An 18,202-nucleotide genomic window follows, 5' to 3' on the forward strand; every position below is an offset into this window, starting at 1 on the left:
GCATTAAATATGAACAGGGCTTTGGCGGCATGATCAGCAACCGGAATACACCTTAACTTCGCCGCCGAACTGTCCAAACAAGTAGGACCACCTCAGTCACATGTCGCGATAGGCACTTTCGACGGCTCCCACATATATTTGCCGGTCGCCGACGGAGGATTCCGCCACCCGCTGACGTAAGGCGCCTCTAAGAACGGCGAGGGCGTCGATGTCCCCGGCCATGGTTTCGGCGATTTCCAGATATTGTTCGGGAGTATCGGCGTTCCACCCGTTCAGTACGATAGCCGATTGAATGCTTGCCGCGCCCCGGCTGTTGGGCTTGTCGCCCTTTAGGGTGACGAAGGGGACGCCCATCCACAAGCCTTGCGGCACGCATCGACGATAGCCTCAGTGTCGTCGAACAGGCGCAATGAAAGGAGCCGTTCTTTGACGTCATAACATTTTATGGCTACAATAAGACAATGGAGCTTGAGTATGATCATGCCAAACGGCTTGCCGCTATTGCTGAACGAGGGATTGATTTTGAAGACGCCGCGCTTGTGTTTAACGGGCCTCGACGCATCACATGGACGGACAATCGTCAAGACTACGGCGAGGTCCGCGAGATTACCGTGGGTGAGCTTGACGGCAGATTGGTTGTGATCGCCCATACGACGCGCGGTGAAGTGACGCGCATTATTTCCATGAGGAAAGCCAATGAACGCGAAATATGCCGGTTTGAAAAGCAATTTGCGGAAGATTGACACAGATGCGCCTACCGATAAGGAATTGGGGGAAATTCCGGAGCTTCCCTATGAATTTTTCAAAGAGGGACAGTTATACCGGAACGGCAAGCCGGTAGAGCGCCATGAGCGTGAGCGGCGGCCGACCGTGATCCCCCGGCAGAAAAAATAAACTTTATCTCCCGCACCAACGCCGCCACATGTCGCGATAGGCGTTTTCGACGGCTCCTACATATATTTGCCGGTCGCCGACGGGAGATTGCGCCACCCGCTGACGCAGGGCGCCTCTAAGAACGGCGAGGGCGTCGATATCCCCGGCCATGGTTTCGGCGATTTCCAGATATTGTTCGGGAGTATCGGCGCTCCATCCGTTCACTCCGACGGCCGATTGAATGCTTGCCGCGCCCCGGCTGTTGGGCTTGTTTCCCTTCAGGGTGACGAAGGGGACGCCCATCCACAAGCCTTCCAGCGTCGAGATGCCGCCGCCGTGGGGGAAAGGATCGAGGCCGATGTCGATTCGGCCATAGGCCTCCAGATGTTGACGCCAGGGGGTTTTGCCGAGAAGAATGACCCGTTCCGGAGCGACGCCGCGTTCGCTGAACTCACGATGGATGACATCGCGGCGGACGGTCAGGTCCAGCGACGGGTCTTTCAGGATGATGACGGCGTCGGCAAGCGAGGACAGCAGTTTGCCCCAGACATCCAACGCTCCGTCCGCAACCTTGGCCAGCCTGTTAAAGCAGCCGAAAGTAATTCTGCCGTTAGCCGGCGCCGGCAGCGGGCCTACCGGCGGCGCATCGTCCGGGCAAATATAGCCGAGCGTACACGGCAGGTAGACGATTTCCTCGGCATAGAAACATTGTTCCTCCGGGGGAATGAAAATCCTGTCGCTGAACAGGTAGTCCATGGCCTCAAGTCCCGTGCCGACGGCGCGGCCCCAGGCGGTGACCTGGATCGGAGCGGGCTTGCGGGCGAAGACGAGCAGACGGTTGCCCTCGGAATGGCCGGAAAGATCGACCAGAATGTCGATGGCGTCCTCGCGGATCAGTTTTGCCGCAGCGGCGTCGGTCAGCCCGTTAATCATGCGCCATTGAGACGCTGATCGACGAAATTGTTCGGTCAGATCGTCTTCCCTGGGCGAGTTGGCATAACAGAAAACCTGGAATTGCCGGGGATCGTGTCCGAGCAGGACCGGCCCGAAGACATGGGCGGCGGAATGGCTGTAAAAATCGGCGGAAACGTAGCCGATCCTTAACCGCCGTTCGGGGTCCCTGGAATTGGCGTGGGGCTTGATTTCACCGGCCAAGGGGCGGGCGTTGATTTCGTTCCAGCGCTCCAGTTCCCGCCGGTGGTCGGCGATGGCGGACGTCGGATCGAAGTCCAGGGCGAAAATCAGGTTGGAGGCGGCGTCGGCGGAGGCGGGGTCGATCTCAAGGGCGCGTCGGTAGGCGGCGACGGAGCGGCCCGGCTTACGCAGTTCCAGCAGGACGAAACCCAGATTGTGATAAAGCTCGGCGTTGTTCGGGTTCAGGTCGATGGCTTTTTGGTAGAAGGCGGCGGCTTCCTCGAACCGGCCCTGGTCCTTCATGGCGTTGCCGAGATTGCCGTAAGCGTCGGGGAAGTTTTCCTTGAGGGCGACGGCCCGGCGGTAGGCGTCCGCCGCCGCCTCCGGCTTTTTCATTTTCAACAGGGTATTGCCGATATTGTAGTGGGCCTCGGCGTAGTCCGCCTTGAGGGCGACGGCTTGATAAAAACAGGCCAGGGCATCCTCCAGTTTTCCCATGTCGGTCAAGGCGTTGCCGAGGTTGTTATGGGCTTCGGCATAGTCGGGCCTGAGGGCGATGGCCTTGCCGTAGGCCGAGGCGGCTTCCTCCGGCTTGCCCAGGTCCCGCAGCGCGCCGCCCAGATTGTTGTGAGCCTCGGCGTAATCAGGATTCAGGGAAATGGCCTGACGGTAAGAAATTGCGGCCTCGGCCGGCCTTCCCTGTTGCTTCAGGGCGATCCCCAGATTGTAGTGGGCTTGCGGATTGTCCGGTTGCCCGGCGAGGCCGCGCCGATAACCGGCCTCGGCCTGTCGCAGGTTGCCCTCCCGGTGATGGCGGAGGGCGTCGTTCAAGGTCTGTTGCCGTTTTTCCTGAGCGCGGCGGAGTTTTCGATTCATCGGCGGACCTCGGTCAGGCCGCGACCGCCCAGGCTATGGCGGTCGATGGCCACCGCCTTGACCATGGCGTAGACGGCGGTTCCCGGCTTCAGGTTCAACTCATGCACGGACTTGCGGGTAATGCGGGCGATCAGCGGAACGCCGATGTCGAGCAGCACCTCCGCCTGGGGGCCTTGGTCGGCGTTGATCTCCTTGATCTCGCCCTTGAACACGTTGAGCACGCTGGCGCCGACGGGAGCCTCCAGGATCAGGGACACATCGCGGGCGCGGATGCGGACGCGAAGGGAATCCCCCACCGGCAGGTCAAGGCGCGGCGCCAGCAAACGGTTGCCGGCGAAAGACAGATGGGTAAGGCCGAAGGCTTCATCCCGACCGACGACGACGGCGGCGAATACGGCGCCGGATTCGTGGCGACCGGTAAACGGATGCAGGTCTAGTCGGCTCATGATGTCCTCGACGCCGCCGGCGGCGACTACTTTTCCGTCCGAGAGGATAACCATGGCGTCGGCCAGCCTGATGACTTCCTCCAGATGATGGCTGACGTAAACGATGGGCAGTCCCAGTTCATCGCGCAGACGCTCGATAAGCGGCAGTATCTCGTTTTTGCGGGGGGCGTCCAGCGACGCCAGCGGCTCGTCCATCAGCAACAGGCGGGGACCGGCCAGCAGGGCGCGACCGATGGCGACGCGCTGTTTTTCGCCGCCGGAAAGGAGTCCTGGACGCCGGTCAAGGAGCGGGCGCAGGTCGAGCAGGCTGACAATCTGGTCAAAGTCCTGATGACGGTCTTCGGGCGGCGCCAGACGCATGCCGTAGGTCAGGTTGGAGCTTACGCTCATGTGGGGGAAAAGCCGGGGTTCCTGAAAAACATAGCCGAGGCGGCGGCGCTCCGTCGCCACGTCAACGCCGCTCGCGGAATCAAACAGCAGATGGCCGCCGACGGCAATTCGTCCCCGATCAGGGCGCTCCAATCCCGCAAGCATGTTGACCAGCGACGTCTTGCCCGAGCCGGAACGTCCGAACAACGCAGTCAGTCCGGTTTTTGCGGTGAAATTGACCTCCAGGTTAAAATCGCCGAAACGACGGTGGACATCAATTTCCAGCATGCCGCTATTCCCCGAGGCGGGCCGCAACCCGCCGCGCCAGAAATTCAGAGGCCGCCAACGCCGCCATGGCCAGCGCTACCGAGATTACCACCAGACGCATGGCGTCGGCATCGCCTCCCGGCGTCTGGATAGCCGAGAACAACGCCAGCGGCAGGGTCCGGGTCTCGCCGGGAATGTTCGAGACAAAAGCGATGGTGGCGCCGAATTCGCCGAGGCTGCGGGCGAACGCCAGGATGGTTCCGGCCAGAATGCCGGGAGCGATCAGCGGCAGGGTGATGCTGATAAAGACCCGGACGGGGGAAGCGCCGAGGGTGCGCGCCGCCTGTTCCAGCTTGCCGTCCACGGCTTCGATGGAAATCCTGATGGCCCGCACCATGAGCGGAAAGGCCATGACCGCCGAGGCTATCGCCGCGCCTTTCCAGGTAAAGGCGATGGTGACGCCGAAGATGTCGTACAGCCAGGCGCCGATCAGGCCGCGACGTCCGAGCAGGATCAAAAGCAGGTAGCCGATAACCACCGGCGGCAGGATCAAGGGCAGGTGCACCAGACCGTCAAGCAGGGACTTGCCGAAGAAGGCGCCTCGGGCCAGCGCCAGAGCGGTGAGAATGCCGAGCGGCAGACTGAACAGCACCGCCCACAAGGCGACGCGCAGACTGAGGGAAAGGGCCTCGATCTCAAGCGGGGTCAAGTTCCACATAGTAAATCCTTAAGGCAACAGGCGGTGAAGCACAATGAAACCGTGCTTGGTGAAAATGGCGGCGGCGTCGCCTGATTTCAGTAACGCAAAAAAATCACGCACCTCGGGACTGTCTCTCCCGGCGATTATGGCGACCGGGTAAATGATGGGCGGATGGCTTGACGGGGGGAAATCGGCGATTACGCGCACTCGGTCGGCAAGCAGGGCGTCGGTGGCGTAGACGATGCCGGCGGCGGCCTCGCCATGCTCGACCAGAGCCAGAGCGGCCCTTACGTCCTGTGTTCCGGCCACGCGGCCCGAGACAGAGTCCCACGCACCGAGACTGATCAGCGCCGCCTTGCCATAAATGCCGGCGGGGACATGATCGGGGTCGCCCATGGCCAGCATCCCGCCCGCCAGCGCCGGCAGAAGGGGGAACGAGGGCGCAATCCGCGCCGTCATCGCGCTGTCGGCCGGAGCAATCAGCACCAGCCGGTTGGCGAGCAAATCGAGACGGGAGGAAGGCTCAATGGCCTTCTGGGCGGCCAGATAGTCCATCCATTGGGGACTGGCCGATAGATAGATATCCGCCGGGGCGCCGTGAACGATCTGTTGCGCCAGGGTTGAACTGGAAGCGAAGGAGGCGACCGCCGAGCCGGAACCTTTGGCGTTAAACAACCGGATGATCTCGCCAACCGGTCCGGCGGTGCTGGCGGTGGCGAAAATGGTGACTTTAGCGATGCTTGCTTCCGCCGAAGCAGCGACGATCAATGCCGCCGTCGCCGATGCGCGCAACAGCGCCATTAAGCGGAGTAACAAATTTTCCCGATGCCCGAACAACATTATCAAGCTTTCAACAGTCGGTACATGCTTATAGATATAGCGGATATTATTAATAAATGCCCGTTATTTTGTGCTGTAGACAAATAACAGGAATCGTTAATTCAGTTTATTCCCGACGCCCTGAATCCCGGTCAAACGGTTTATGCTTGCACAAAGGCTCAAAATACGGCAAATGAACTCGGCTGTTCCATATTACCCCGGCGTATCTTTATCGCCGTCTTGGCGTTTAGCTGAGTTGCCCCGGTGAGATTATGACCAGTTAATGTTGCGTGACGCCGCCCGTGGCGGCTCGTGTTTTCTATAGTATTTATGAGAAGAAGGACTTGATATGACTACTGGTACAGTAAAATGGTTCAACCCCACCAAGGGTTATGGCTTTATCGAACCGGGTGACGGCTCCAGGGATGCGTTCGTTCACATTTCTGCCGTTGAACGCGCCGGATTGACGACCCTCAACGAAGGTCAGAAGGTCGAGTTTGAACTCGTCCCCGGCCAGAATGGTAAATCCTCGGCGGAAAATCTCGTCGTTCTCGACTAGTTCCGGCCGTTCGGCTGCCCTAGCGCGCCGTTTGCTGTCTGTAGTCAGTTCTTCCAGGCTCCCGCCGCTCGTTGGGGGGCGTCGGGGTTGTTTGTCTCTGGTGATACGCCCTCGTCGGGGCGTTGACTGAAAGGTTTCAAATGGCTCGCAAGCCGAACTACAAGTTTGAACGCATGGAGCGTGATCGAACTAAGGCAGCCAAGAAAGCCGCACGCCTTAAGGCCAAACAGGATAAGTCCGCGCCGGAAAATTCTGAAAACGCCGACCACCCCGAAACTGACGAGCGGGAACCGGCGGACGAGGACTGACCTGTGGGGGAATTAAAGACGTGAGGGACTGTATACTTGACAAACCCACCTCTTTTAGGTAAGTTTCCGCTTAAGGAGATTGGTCAATGAGCGTTTTGGGCAAGCTATACTTTTACGATGAACCAGCCGCCTTTACTAAGCTGGAAGATATTGTGTGGCCTAGCGGCCCCATCTGTCCGCATTGCGGCGCTACAGATCGTGTTTATAAGATCAATGGCGAGAGCACCCGTATCGGATTGAAAAAGTGCGGCCATTGCCGCAAACAGTTCACTGTGAAGGTAGGAACCGTTTTTGAATCCAGCCATGTGCAACTTTATAAGTGGTTCCAAGCTGCTTACCTCATGAGCTGCAGCAAGAATGGCGTTAGCGCCTATCAATTGCACCATGTACTAGAGGTGACCTACAAGACGGCTCGGTTCATGGCTCGCCGTCTGCGCGAAGCCATGGCGATGCTTGGCATGGAACCCATGGGTGGGGAAGTAGCTATTTTTGAAGTAGATGAAACATTCATCGGCAGCGACTACACCGTGAGATCCAGTCATGCTGTTGTTGCTCTTTGTGGTATTATTGGAAAGCGGTTGACCTACATGGACTCACGATGGGCGTAGCGGTAGCACATAGTCTTGATCCTTTGCTGGGAGGTTTTTACACTCTTAGTGAGGCCGCACGTCTACTCAAAATAAATAATAGTCAACGTATATCTCGTTGGCTGAAATCTGGGAACGGATGCCCGATAATTATACGCGATTACGAGCCTGTGGAGAAATCGCAGGAACTTAGCTTTTGGGATTTAATTGAGGTCAGGTTTGTCGAGCATTTTCGGTCGCAGGGGTTGAGCCTTCAATTCCTAAGAAAAGTTGCCGAGAAGGCGCGTATTGAGTTTAAATCTTCCCATCCGTTTGCCTTATCGAAGGCCAGATTTTTGACTGATAGAAAGCGTATATTTCAGCAAACTGCTGAAGAAGAGGGTGAGGGTAAGACGCATGATATCCTTAGTGGTCAATATGAAATGTATGAAGCCATTGAGGAAATATTAGCCAAGGGGGTTGCTTTTGATACTGCGACAGAGCTTGCACGAGAATGGAGACCTCTTCAGAGCGAATGCCCTAACGTAGTTATCGACCCTCGCTTTGCTTACGGACATCCTGTTGTTGGCGCAAAACACATTCCCACGTCTGCGCTTTTCCGTCAGTGGCGATCCGACAATGGGAATCGTGAGCGTGTTGCAAATTGGTATGGCGTAAACCGAGGTGACGTTGATGAAGCAATCGAATTTGAGTTGAGGCTGAATGCGTGAAGATAAGGGCCGATGAGCACGTCGCAGAGGCGATTGTTCGAGCGGTCCAAGAGATCGCGTTAAGCCCTGGATGGGAATTATCACACGTTATTTCGTCTGGATATAAAGGGTCAACAGACGAACATTGGGCGACCCAATTTGCTAAAGAAGGTGGAAATGCTATTCTGTCGGCTGACACTGACTTTTTTAGGCGTCACCATCAAATAATAGCAATTTGTGATACGGGACTTAAAATTATCCACTTGCCTTCAAAATGGGCCACCGCAAGAGGAGACTTGCAAGCGGCTCATATTTTGCTTTGGTGGCGTCGAGTAGAAGCTAAAATTTCTATTATGACCTCACGACAATGTTATTGTCCCCCATGGAACATCACTGAAAGTGGTGACCTAAAGCAAGTGAAGGTTAATTATGAAGAAGCAAGAAAAAAAGAGCGAAAATATAAGCGCCGAACAGGCCGCTAAATTTATTGGTGCAGTTCATGAGCTAAATTGCGATCAGCGCGAAACTTCCTTTGAGGACAAACTGCGGCAGATCGCCAAAACCACGTCGAAAGAATCATCGTCAGGGGATGATAAGTGACTTTTGAAATCGAGCTAAATGAGCATATAGTTGCCGATCTGCAGTGGTCGTTTGAGCAAGGACCTATGCAAAATTCTTCTGGCCAGCGCTTACTTACGGAAAAAGAGGTTGGGAGGTTTGATGGGTTTGTTGTTCACATATTTGCAGATGAACATCCACCCCCTCATTTCCAAGTTAAGTACCAAAACCAAAGTGCGAGTTTTTCTATTCTGGATTGTCTGCGGCTTCGCGGGAACGTAGGGTTAGAACGATATGAATTTAACATTCGAGAATGGCATAAGAAATACCGGAGTGATTTGATTGATCAATGGAATGCAACGCGACCGACAAATTGCCCAGTTGGCCCCATTATAAAGTAATTCCAATCAAATTTTATAGGCCGGGCTTGCGAAGTTTGTATGTGCAAAAAAAATGGGGTGGCTGAGGGGATTTGAACCCCCGGCCTCCTGGACCACAACCAGGCGCTCTAACCAACTGAGCTACAGCCACCATAATTCAAGGGACTTTGATGTAGACGCAAGCGGCGGGTCCGTCAAGCCCACCCCCCTTTTTCAGGCGAAGCAGCGCCCGAGACGCGCCGAGGCCTCGGTTAGCACTTCCTCGCGCTTGTAAAAGCAGAAGCGGACGAAATTATTAACCTTATCTCCATCGTAAAAAGCGCTCATCGGCACCGCAGTGACTCCCGCCTTCACCGTGATGTGACGGCAGAAATCCTCGTCCGAGCCGGCGAACCCCAGCCGACTGAAATCGGCGGTAAGGAAATAGGTTCCCGCCGAAGGCAAAACCTTGAATCCCGCCGCCGTCAACCCCTGCGCCAACAAGTCGTGACGAATCCGCAAGCCGGACGCCAACCGCGTGAAATAGGCGTCATCCAGACGCAAGCCGAAAGCCGCCGCCTTTTGCAGGTGGGGAGGAACGGTGAAGGTGATAAACTGGTGAGCCTTGGCCACCGGCGCCAGCAAGGCGGGACATGCGACTACATACCCGACTTTCCAGCCGGTCACCGAGAAGGTCTTGCCGGCGGAGCCGATGCGCAGGCAGCGCTCCCGCATTCCTTCCTTGGTCATCAGCGGCAGATGAAGAACGCCGTCAAACGTCAGGTGCTCATATACTTCGTCGCAGACGGCGTAGGCGTTATGGGTTTGCAGCAGACCGGCGATGAAGTCCAGTTCATCGCCGTTGAACACCTTGCCCGCCGGGTTGTGCGGCGAGTTCAGAATAATCAGCCTGGTGCGGTCGGAGAAAGCCTCGGCCAGCGCCGCACGCGGCAGTTCCCAGCGCGGAGGCTCCATGCGAACCAGTTTTGGAATGCCGCCGGCGCGGCGCACCATCGGCAGGTAGGAATCATACAGGGGTTCGATCATCACCACCTCGTCGCCGGGATTGATCAGCCCCAGCAGGCAGGCGGCGATGGCCTCGCCGGCCCCCGAGGTCACCATCACCTCGGCGTTCCAATCCGCCTCGATGCCGTAAAAGCGCCGGTCGTGATCGGCTATCGCCCGGCGCAACTCCGCAATGCCCATCAGCGGCGGATACTGGTTGGGGCCTTGCAACAACGCCTCGGCGGCTTTCTCCAGAATTTCCGACGGCCCGTCCTCGTCGGGAAAGCCCTGCCCGAGATTGATGGCCCCATGCTCGGCCGCCAGGGCGCTCATGCGGTCGAAGACGGTGACGCCGTAGGCGCTGAGAATTGAATTTCCGATCAAGGGTTAGCGCTCTTTCGATTTTCCGTGTGTCTCGAAGGCGGCTTCAAGCGTCGCGGTTGACTGGCGCAGATCATTTTTATTGCCGCCGATAGCCGAGAGATCAAGCTCCAGAGCCTGAAGGAGCAGATCGGCCACGTTCATCTTGTCTTCCCTGCATGCCTGTTCATGGGCGGAAATAATTTTGTCGCTGAGTCGCCGCTTTGCGTCCATGATGAAAACTCCGAATATCTATGCGCGTATTATAAGAGATACATGCCGAATGCCTAAACGTTAAACCGGAACAGCATGATGTCGCCGTCTTTGGTCACATATTCCTTGCCTTCCTGGCGCGCTTTGCCGGCCTCCTTGGCCCCCTGTTCGCCGCCGCAGGCGATAAAATCATCATAGGCAATGGTCTCGGCGCGGATGAAGCCGCGCTCGAAATCGCCGTGAATAACGCCGGCCGCCTGGGGGGCCTTGGCCCCCGAAGGAACGGTCCAGGCGCGGGCTTCCTTGGGGCCGACGGTAAAAAAAGTGATCATCCCGAGCAAGGAGTAGCCGGCTTTGATGATGCGGGCCAGCCCGGTTTCTTTCAGGCCGAGGGCTTCCAGGAACTCCTCCCGTTCCTCCCGGCCGGTCAGTTGCGCCACTTCTTCCTCGATTTTGGCCGAGATTACCACGCACTTGGCGCCGTCCTCGGCCGCCCGCTCGGCGACCCGGCGCGAAAGCTCGTTGCCGGCGGCGGCGGCCTTCTCCTCGACGTTGCAAACATAAAGCACGGGCTTGGCGGTCAGCAGTTGCAGTTCCTTAAAAGCCTTGCGATCCGCTTCGTCGATTTCAAGCCCGCGCGCCGGGCGACCGTCGCGTAGTTCCGCCAGGGCGCGTTCGACAAGGGTAAGGGTGGTTATCGCTTTCTTGTCGCCGCCGCGTGTTTTTTTGGTCAACGGGTCAATGCGCTTTTCAAGGCTGTCCATGTCGGCCAGCATCAACTCGGTCTCCACCGTTTCGGCGTCGCGCAGCGGATCGATGGCGTTCTCCACATGGGTGATGTTGTCGTCAACGAAGCAGCGCAGCACATGAACGATGGCGTCAACCTCGCGGATATTGGCGAGAAACTGATTGCCCAGGCCTTCGCCCTTGCTGGCGCCCCTGACCAGACCGGCGATATCGATGAATTCCAGCGTAGTGGGGACGACCTTGGCCGATTTGCCGATGGCGGCGATACGATCAAGGCGTTCGTCCGGCACCGACACCCGGCCCTTGTTAGGCTCGATAGTGCAGAACGGGAAGTTGGACGCCTCGGCCTGGGCGGTCTGGGTGAGGGCGTTAAACAGGGTGGACTTGCCGACATTGGGCAGTCCGACGATGCCGCAGTTAAAGCCCATTGCCGTCTTCGCCTTTCTTTTTAGGCTTTTGCGGCCTGACGGCCAGCGCCACCTTGTTTAAAAATCCGGCATTGTCGCCCGTCGCCAGCAGTCCGAAGTATTCAGCGATTGCGTCCAGCAGCGGGTCAAGCCACGCCTTGTCGGCTTTGGAGAAATCCTTCAGCACATGGCGGACGACCTCATCCTTGGCGCCGGGATGGCCGACGCCCATCCTCAACCGCCTGTAGTGAGGGCCGAGATGATCGTGGATGCTGCGCAGACCGTTGTGGCCGGCGTGGCCGCCGCCGTCTTTCAGGCGGATGCGTCCGGCCTCCAGGTCGATCTCGTCATGCAGCACGATGACATTTTCGGGGCCTATCTTGTAGAAACGACAGGCCTCGGCCAGGGAGCGTCCCGATTCGTTCATATAGGTCATAGGCTTAAGCACAATCACCTTGACGCCGTCGATTGATCCTTCGGCGGCCTTGCCCTGAAATCTGGCGCGAAAAGGCCCGAATCCATGGCGGCTGACGATGCTGTCCGCCGCCATGAACCCGATGTTGTGGCGATTCCCGGCGTAGTCTTTGCCGGGATTGCCGAGGCCGACCGCCAACAGCACGGCCGGCAAGCCTTATTCGCCTTCCGGCGCAGCCTCGCCTTCGGCTTTCTCGTCTGCGGCGCCTTCCTTTTCCGCCGCTTCTTCCTCGGCGGTCGGCAGAACGGTCGGCGCGGCGATGGTGGCGATGGTGAAATCACGGTCGGCGATCGCCGGGCGCACGCCTTCGGGCAGTTTGATGTCGCTGATGTGAAGACTGCTTCCGATTCCCAGACCGGCGATATCGGCGGTGATGCTTTCAGGGATGCTCTCGGCGGCGCAAATCAATTCCACGGTGCGGCGCACCACGTTAAGGACGCCTCCCGCTTTCAGGCCCGGACACAACTCCATATTAATGAAGTTCACTTTGACTTCGACGTTGAGCCTGGTGGTGGCGCTGAAACGCATGAAGTCAACGTGGACAGGGTGGTCGGTGACGGGGTCCAACTGAATTTCACGGGCCAGCACCCGATGGGTGTCGTCTTTCACCTTAAGCTCGAAGATGCGGGTGAAAAAACTTAGTCTGCGAACCTGTTGTTTCAGCTCGACGGGGTCCAGCGAGATTAACATCGGGGGTTGCTTGTTGCCGTAGATGACGGCCGGCACGCGGCCGGCGCGACGTGTGGCGCGGGCTGCCCCCTTACCTGCCCGTTCGCGTATCTCGGCGGTCATGCTGTTTGCTTGCGCCATTTTGGTAGCTCCTTTCGTTACTTCAGGTTTGGTCCGGCCTCCAGGGGCGCCGGCTTTTTAGAAATTATATGCGATTTGCATCAAAAGTTGTCATGTTAAACAAGCTTGAAACGGAGGACTCCTCGCTGATGCGGCGAATAGCCTCGGCCATAAGCGGCGCAATAGTCAGGTGTTTGATGGATTTTGAAGCGTTCACTTCCTCGGTGGCCTGAATGCTGTCGGTGGTGATCATGACGCTGAGCGGCGAAGCCGCCACCCGCGCCACGGCGCCGCCGGACAATACGCCGTGAGTAACGTAGGCTGAAACCTCGGACGCGCCAGCTTCCATAAGGGCGACGCCGGCATTACACAGCGTACCGGCGGAGTCGACGATATCGTCGATCATCAGGCATCGGCGCCCTTCAACGTCGCCGATAATATGCATTACCTCCGAGGCTCCGGCGCGTTCGCGGCGTTTGTCAATGATGGCCAGATCGGCGTTCAAAGGCTTGGCGATGGCGCGCGCCCTGATGACGCCGCCGACATCGGGCGACACGATCACCAATTCATGACCGGCGTAGCGTTCCCTGATGTCCTTGATGAACACCGGCGCTCCATAAAGGTTGTCCACCGGAATATCAAAAAAGCCCTGTATCTGGCCGGCGTGCAGGTCAATGGTCAGCACCCTGTCGGCGCCGGCTATGGTTATCAGATTGGCCACCAGCTTTGCCGATATGGGGGTGCGCGGTCCCGACTTGCGATCCTGGCGGGCGTATCCGAAGTAGGGGATGACGGCGGTAATGCGCCGGGCCGAGCCTCTTTTCAGGGCGTCCAGAGTCACCAGCAATTCCATCAGATGGTCATTGGCGGGAAATGACGTTGACTGGATGACGAAAATATCCTCGCCGCGCACGTTTTCGTGAATCTCGACGAACACTTCCATGTCCGAGAAACGACGGATGCAGGCGTCGGCAAGCGGCAAGTCAAGGTGTGACGAAATCGCCCCGGCCAAAGGCAAATTGCTGTTACAGGCGATAATTTTCATCTCTGAAGGTCTCTCCGGCGCTTTCAGACGCGGACCCCGGCGACAATAACAACGGGATACAAGGCTTCTTCCGGGTCAAACGCGCCGCAACTTACCAGCGTCGCCAACCCGTGTAAACGGCTTTTCTACATCGGCGGCGGCGGCGCTCGGCCCGGAACCTGCTTCGGCGCCTGGGGGGCGATCAGCCCTCGCGGGGAGGAGCCGTTGTCTTCGCGCGGCGCTTTCTCGGCTCTGCCCAGAATGTCGGCGATGCCGTTGACGGCCGCCGTCGCCACCATGGAGGCCGTTTCCCCCCATGAGCCGTCAAGACTGCCGGTCGGAGTTATGTTTTCCTGGGTAGCTTTGCCTACCTCGCCGCCGGCGGGAGTGAGAACTGTCCAGATCACCAGCACTTTTTGTTTTCCCTGATCCGCCGCCGTCATTTTGACTTCGCCCTTCAGCACATAGTCCATCTGCCTGGGGTCTTCGGTTATCGAGACATCGGTGAGCCTCAAGGCTTCTTTAATAGCGTCGGTCAGCATTTTGTTGCCGTCGCCGGGAGCGCCGATAACACTTTCCACCATCAGTCCGGCGCCTCTCAGCTCGGCGGGCGGCAGCACTTTTTCTTTTCTTTGCGCCATCTCGGCGAAAGGCTGAGCCGCCTCCTGACCTACCGAACGAATGATGCGCGGATCGCCGTTTTCCCATTCAAACCAGGTGCCTTGCACCCCTTGGGTAAAGTTGCCGACGATCTCGCCTTTTTCATTAAACATGGTCCAGAGGATGAGCATGACGAACGGCGCTCTGGCGTCTTCCCAGTTTGCCTCGGCCTTGCCCTTGATCACAAAGCGGCTTTTGACCGAGTCGGCGACGGTGGCCGACACTTCGCGCTCGACCAATGAATCCGCCACCGAGCGGGCCAGCAGCTTGGCCATCGGTCGGGACGGGCCGTCCACCGGCTCGACCAAAATATCATAACCGGCCTTGGGTTCGGCGAGGGGGGGCTTCCAGGAACCGGCCTCGTGCTTGAACGGCCGGGGGGCCTCGTTACAGGCCGTCGCCGCAAAGATAAACAGGAGAAAAAGGATGCGCATGTTCATACAAGGGCGCAAGTCGCAGCCATTATCAGAACAAAGGCCATCATCAGGAAAAACATATAAGGCATGACGGGATCATACGCGAATTATGCGCCTATGGTCCACATTCTCGCCGCAATTCATGGGTAATGTTTCAACAATCGCCATGAAATGGTAGATTGAAAACTCGTTGGCCGATTGTGGCGCCGTCGTAAAGGAAAAATCATCATGAAAAAATATTTGTCTGCCGGTTTTGTGATCGCGGCGCTGGGGGCGGGCGGATGGCTTCTGTCGCCTGCGGGCGCCGCTAACGGCGCCGCCGGCGGTTTGACCGAAATCACCGTCTACAAGACGCCCCAGTGCGGTTGCTGCAAGGGGTGGGTGGCGCATTTGCGCGATAACGGATTTGCCGTCAAGGTCATCGAACGCGAGGATTTGGACCCGATCAAACTGCGGATGGGCGTCCCCGAAAACCTCGGTTCCTGTCACACGGCCACCCTCGACGGCTACGCCGTTGAAGGGCATGTTCCGGCCAAGGACATTCGCCGCCTGTTAGCGGAAAAACCGGCGGCGCGAGGCTTGGCCGTTCCCGGAATGCCCGTCGGCGCTCCCGGAATGGAACAAGACAATCAGCATGATCCCTACAATGTCATAATTTTTAATGACAAAGGCGAAGGCAAGGTCTTCGCCTCTTATTAAGGGCGGGGGAACTGCGAGGTGATCCGGTTTTTATGCGCCCGCCTCGGGCAGTCGATGCTGGTGCTGGCGGCGATGTCGTTCGCCATCTATGGGCTGATGGGTTTGATGCCGGGCGACCCCATCGACCTGATGATCAGCGCCGATCCCAAGATTACGTCCGAGGATGCGGCGCGGCTGCGGAGTCTCTACGGGTTGGACAGGCCGATTGTCGAGCGGTACTTTAACTGGCTGGGGGCGGCGCTGGGGGGAGATTTCGGCTTTTCCCGGCTTCATGCCAAGCCGGTCTTGGACGTGTTGTTGCCGGCTATGGTCAACACTATCAAGCTGCTGGGGGCGGCTTTGCTGTTGTCGCTGGTCATCGGTCTGCCGGTGGGCATGGTCGCGGCGTTGCGGCCCTATTCAAAGATCGACTACGCCGTCAATCTGCTGGCCTTTGCCGGTATTTCGCTTCCGGCATTCTGGCTGGCGCTGTTGCTGATCATCGTCTTCGCCGTCATTTTGGGCGTGCTGCCGGCGGGAGGAATCGGAGATTTGAGCGGCGGCGGAGGCGGATTTTGGGAGCAGGCAAAATATATCGTGCTGCCGGTAGCCACCCTGACCATTGCCGGCGTCGGCGGCTATACCCGCTATATGCGGGCCTCGATGATCGAGGCGCTGCGCCAGGACTATATCCGCACGGCGCGGGCCAAGGGCGCCGGCGCGTGGCGCGTGGCGTTCGGCCATGCGTTGCGCAACGCCCTGATCCCGGTAGTGACCATCATCGCCCTGGATTTCGGCGCCTTGTTCTCGGGAGCCTTGGTCACCGAGACCATCTTCGCCTATCCGGGCATGGGCAAGCTGATCTTTGATTCGATCATGGGCAACGATTTTAATTTGGCCCTGGTGGCGCTGCTGTTCGCCACGTTGCTGACCCTGGCCGGCAACCTGCTGGCCGATCTGAATTATGTTTGGCTGGACCCGAGGATATCCTACAAATGAGCGCGGCGGCGGACATACGGAAGAACTCCGGCATGATGGGCCTGGCCTTGCTCCGCTTCAGGCGTCATCGGCCGGCGGCAATCAGCGCCGGCGTACTGGTCCTGCTGGGTCTGTCGGCGGCGGCGGCGCCGCTTGTCGAGGCATGGCTCGGGGTAGACGCCCGGACGGTCGATTTGTTCAATCGGTTTGCCGCGCCGAGTTTTGCTCATCCCCTCGGCGCCGATGAACTGGGGCGCGATCTTCTGACGCGCCTGCTTTACGGCGGGCGGATATCCCTGCTGGTGGGGCTGACGGCGGCTTTTGCGGCGGCGGTGATCGGCACGGCGATCGGCTTGCTTGCCGGTTATCACGGCGGCCGTTTGGATGCTGTGCTGATGCGTTTCACCGACGGCGTCATCTCGTTGCCTCTGTTGCCGCTGCTTATCGTGCTGGCGGCGGTGGACCTGGAAAAACTGGGACTGCCGGCAGAGGCGGCTCAATCGGAAAGCGTCAGCCTCTATCGAATCATCGTCATTGTCGCCCTGGTCGGCTGGACGACTGTGGCGAGACTGGTGCGCGGCGCCGCCCTCAGCCTGCGCGAACGGGAATTCGTGCTTGCCGCCTATAGTCAGGGGGCAAGCTCATTGCGGATTATGACGGTGCATATTCTGCCCAATCTGGCGTCTCCCATCATCGTCGCCACTACCCTGTCGGTGGGTAATGTGATCCTTTTGGAATCCGTGCTCAGCTTTCTCGGCCTGGGTATTCAGCCGCCGATCCCGAGTTGGGGCAATCTGCTTACCAACGCCCAAGAACTGATCTGGACGGCGCCGGCGTCGGCCTTTTATCCCGGCATCCTGATCTTCATCACGGTGATTGCCTTCAATTTCCTCGGTGATGGCATCCAAGACGCCATGGACCCAAAGGCCGGGAGAAGGTAACGCCCGGTAATTATTTCCGCTGAATTTAATAAGCCTTGGCCCTGATAGCTCTATCGACACGCTGTCAAATAGCGATTGCAATAATGGGCGCGTCATTATATTATGCCGAGGTTATGAGAAGTGATTCTTCTGCTATTCGGCCAGAAGGCCGAGGGAGATAACAATGCAGGTAATTGAAACACCGGGTGAAGGCGTCGTCATCACTGACGTTGCTTTGGCTTCGTTGCGCACTGCTGTTGTTCAGCAAGAGCAATTTTCCAAGCTGCTGGAAGAGGTTGCAAAGCGCCGTGAAGAAGACTTGGGGCAGCAACAGCCTAAAGCGGATCATGAGCAGGTGAAAGCGGGTCAACCTGATAAGGTTGAGGCTGCGAAAAAGCCTGTTACGGCTTCGTCTCCGGATTCAACTCCACAAACTGCCGTGGATGACAAGCGTGGCAGCGCCGTGGATATCAAGGCTTAGTCGGGCGCCGTTCCGACTGAGCGGGCTTTTGATTGGGGACCCCGCCTGAGGGCGTGGCGTTTTTGTGCGCCTTGTCGGGACCGTTTCTTTACGCCGAAACGCATCCGGCTCAATCGCATTGCGATCCTGCTCCGTGATTGCTACCCCTTCATCAACCGTGATGCAACGAAGGGTTCAATTTTCCAATCGAGAGAGGATAACACTTGTACCAGCGCTCTTCCTCGGCCCATGCGGCATCTTCGGCATCGGCGGCGTTGTCATGAATGCCGATCACTCGGCCAAGGGATTTGGTGTCAATAACCGCCCATGCGCCGGCAAATTCTTCGTATTTGACCGTGTACCTCATATCAGCTCCTCCATCGAACGAAGATTTTAATAAGGAAACTGATAATAGCGCCGGCTCGTCAACAAACGGTAAACGACAACCAATTCTCCCTCTATTCACATTTATCCCGATGTTTGGGGCCTAATTCGCCTCTTGAGCACAGCGCCCACACCTGACCGA

Annotated in this window: 21 protein-coding genes, 1 tRNA gene and 1 pseudogene (1 of these 23 cut by a window edge); 8 read left to right on the forward strand and 15 right to left on the reverse strand. The window is 57.9% G+C overall.

Features of this window, described 5'->3' with window-relative positions; all coding sequences use genetic code 11:
• Nucleotides 1-96: 96 nt before the first annotated feature.
• Nucleotides 97-354, reverse strand: coding sequence for a hypothetical protein (locus tag A3H92_09980; GenBank protein ID OHC75791.1), 258 nt, complete (start codon nt 352-354; stop codon nt 97-99).
• A gap of 107 nt (nt 355-461) precedes the next feature.
• Here A3H92_09980 and A3H92_09985 point away from each other — a divergent pair, with 107 nt between their 5' ends.
• A complete protein-coding gene (locus tag A3H92_09985) occupies nt 462-743 on the forward strand; it encodes a hypothetical protein (protein ID OHC75792.1) in 282 nt (93 codons plus the stop codon).
• A gap of 154 nt (nt 744-897) precedes the next feature.
• Here the strand turns inward: A3H92_09985 and A3H92_09990 are convergent, their stop codons facing one another.
• Genes A3H92_09990 through A3H92_10005 form a run of 4 tightly spaced genes read right to left on the reverse strand, consistent with a single transcriptional unit; the run spans nt 898 to nt 5,466 of the window.
• Nucleotides 898-2,883, reverse strand: a complete 1,986-nt coding sequence (locus tag A3H92_09990) for a hypothetical protein (GenBank protein ID OHC75793.1) — start codon at nt 2,881-2,883, stop codon at nt 898-900.
• Complete coding sequence (locus tag A3H92_09995) at nt 2,880-3,986, reverse strand: molybdenum ABC transporter ATP-binding protein (GenBank protein ID OHC75794.1); 1,107 nt, start codon at nt 3,984-3,986, stop codon at nt 2,880-2,882. Before A3H92_09995 ends, A3H92_09990 begins: the two co-directional genes overlap by 4 nt.
• 4 nt (nt 3,987-3,990) lie before the next feature.
• A complete protein-coding gene (gene modB / locus A3H92_10000; GenBank protein OHC75795.1) occupies nt 3,991-4,683 on the reverse strand; it encodes a molybdate ABC transporter permease in 693 nt (230 codons plus the stop codon).
• Nucleotides 4,684-4,692: 9 nt separating this feature from the next.
• Nucleotides 4,693-5,466: a molybdate ABC transporter substrate-binding protein gene (locus tag A3H92_10005; protein OHC75796.1), complete on the reverse strand. Its 774-nt coding sequence runs from the start codon at nt 5,464-5,466 to the stop codon at nt 4,693-4,695.
• Nucleotides 5,467-5,833: 367 nt separating this feature from the next.
• On the opposite strand from A3H92_10005, the gene A3H92_10010 reads away from it, so the two are divergent.
• The 3 genes from A3H92_10010 to A3H92_10020 all read left to right on the forward strand — a co-directional run bounded on the left by A3H92_10010 (nt 5,834) and on the right by A3H92_10020 (nt 7,648).
• Nucleotides 5,834-6,043 carry a cold-shock protein gene (locus A3H92_10010; GenBank protein OHC75797.1) on the forward strand — a complete coding sequence of 70 codons (210 nt, stop codon included), beginning with the start codon at nt 5,834-5,836 and terminating at the stop codon, nt 6,041-6,043.
• A 394-nt stretch (nt 6,044-6,437) separates the two neighbouring features.
• Nucleotides 6,438-6,959: a hypothetical protein gene (locus A3H92_10015; GenBank protein ID OHC75798.1), complete on the forward strand. Its 522-nt coding sequence runs from the start codon at nt 6,438-6,440 to the stop codon at nt 6,957-6,959.
• Nucleotides 6,960-7,108: 149 nt separating this feature from the next.
• Nucleotides 7,109-7,648 (forward strand): hypothetical protein, encoded by a 540-nt coding sequence (locus tag A3H92_10020; protein ID OHC75799.1) that lies wholly within the window; start codon nt 7,109-7,111, stop codon nt 7,646-7,648.
• A 991-nt stretch (nt 7,649-8,639) separates the two neighbouring features.
• Here the strand turns inward: A3H92_10020 and A3H92_10025 are convergent.
• The 8 genes from A3H92_10025 to A3H92_10060 all read right to left on the reverse strand — a co-directional run bounded on the left by A3H92_10025 (nt 8,640) and on the right by A3H92_10060 (nt 14,664).
• A tRNA-His gene (locus A3H92_10025) sits at nt 8,640-8,716 on the reverse strand.
• Nucleotides 8,717-8,778: 62 nt separating this feature from the next.
• Complete coding sequence (locus tag A3H92_10030; protein OHC75829.1) at nt 8,779-9,882, reverse strand: aminotransferase; 1,104 nt, start codon at nt 9,880-9,882, stop codon at nt 8,779-8,781.
• Between the two features lie 54 nt (nt 9,883-9,936).
• Nucleotides 9,937-10,143 carry a hypothetical protein gene (locus A3H92_10035; protein OHC75800.1) on the reverse strand — a complete coding sequence of 69 codons (207 nt, stop codon included), beginning with the start codon at nt 10,141-10,143 and terminating at the stop codon, nt 9,937-9,939.
• A gap of 53 nt (nt 10,144-10,196) precedes the next feature.
• Nucleotides 10,197-11,297, reverse strand: coding sequence for a redox-regulated ATPase YchF (locus A3H92_10040; GenBank protein ID OHC75801.1), 1,101 nt, complete (start codon nt 11,295-11,297; stop codon nt 10,197-10,199).
• Nucleotides 11,287-11,895 (reverse strand): aminoacyl-tRNA hydrolase, encoded by a 609-nt coding sequence (locus A3H92_10045; protein ID OHC75830.1) that lies wholly within the window; start codon nt 11,893-11,895, stop codon nt 11,287-11,289. The genes A3H92_10040 and A3H92_10045 overlap by 11 nt, the downstream gene beginning before the upstream one ends.
• A gap of 12 nt (nt 11,896-11,907) precedes the next feature.
• The gene (locus A3H92_10050; protein OHC75802.1) at nt 11,908-12,561 is read right to left on the reverse strand and encodes a 50S ribosomal protein L25/general stress protein Ctc; all 654 of its coding nucleotides are present in this window, start codon (nt 12,559-12,561) and stop codon (nt 11,908-11,910) included.
• A gap of 64 nt (nt 12,562-12,625) precedes the next feature.
• Complete coding sequence (locus A3H92_10055; protein ID OHC75803.1) at nt 12,626-13,585, reverse strand: phosphoribosylpyrophosphate synthetase; 960 nt, start codon at nt 13,583-13,585, stop codon at nt 12,626-12,628.
• A 125-nt stretch (nt 13,586-13,710) separates the two neighbouring features.
• On the reverse strand, nt 13,711-14,664 hold the full coding sequence (locus tag A3H92_10060; protein OHC75804.1) for a hypothetical protein: 954 nt from the start codon (nt 14,662-14,664) through the stop codon (nt 13,711-13,713).
• Between the two features lie 204 nt (nt 14,665-14,868).
• Between A3H92_10060 and A3H92_10065 the strand changes: the two genes are divergently transcribed.
• The 4 genes from A3H92_10065 (at nt 14,869) to A3H92_10080 (ending at nt 17,697) form a co-directional block, all read left to right on the forward strand.
• Complete coding sequence (locus tag A3H92_10065) at nt 14,869-15,339, forward strand: hypothetical protein (protein OHC75805.1); 471 nt, start codon at nt 14,869-14,871, stop codon at nt 15,337-15,339.
• Between the two features lie 18 nt (nt 15,340-15,357).
• Nucleotides 15,358-16,317 (forward strand): diguanylate cyclase, encoded by a 960-nt coding sequence (locus A3H92_10070; GenBank protein ID OHC75806.1) that lies wholly within the window; start codon nt 15,358-15,360, stop codon nt 16,315-16,317.
• 32 nt (nt 16,318-16,349) lie between these two features.
• Entirely contained in the window at nt 16,350-17,237 is an 888-nt protein-coding gene (locus tag A3H92_10075; protein ID OHC75831.1) for an NAD synthetase, read from the forward strand.
• A gap of 163 nt (nt 17,238-17,400) precedes the next feature.
• Nucleotides 17,401-17,697, forward strand: coding sequence for a hypothetical protein (locus tag A3H92_10080; protein OHC75807.1), 297 nt, complete (start codon nt 17,401-17,403; stop codon nt 17,695-17,697).
• 151 nt (nt 17,698-17,848) lie between these two features.
• Here A3H92_10080 and A3H92_10085 read toward each other — a convergent pair whose 3' ends face one another.
• Nucleotides 17,849-18,043, reverse strand: coding sequence for a hypothetical protein (locus A3H92_10085; GenBank protein ID OHC75808.1), 195 nt, complete (start codon nt 18,041-18,043; stop codon nt 17,849-17,851).
• A gap of 120 nt (nt 18,044-18,163) precedes the next feature.
• Nucleotides 18,164-18,202 (reverse strand): annotated as a pseudogene (locus tag A3H92_10090) (hypothetical protein) (it continues 1,191 nt past the right edge of the window).

The sequence above is a fragment of the Rhodospirillales bacterium RIFCSPLOWO2_02_FULL_58_16 genome (assembly GCA_001830425.1).
GTDB lineage: Bacteria > Pseudomonadota > Alphaproteobacteria > Rhodospirillales > 2-02-FULL-58-16 > 2-02-FULL-58-16.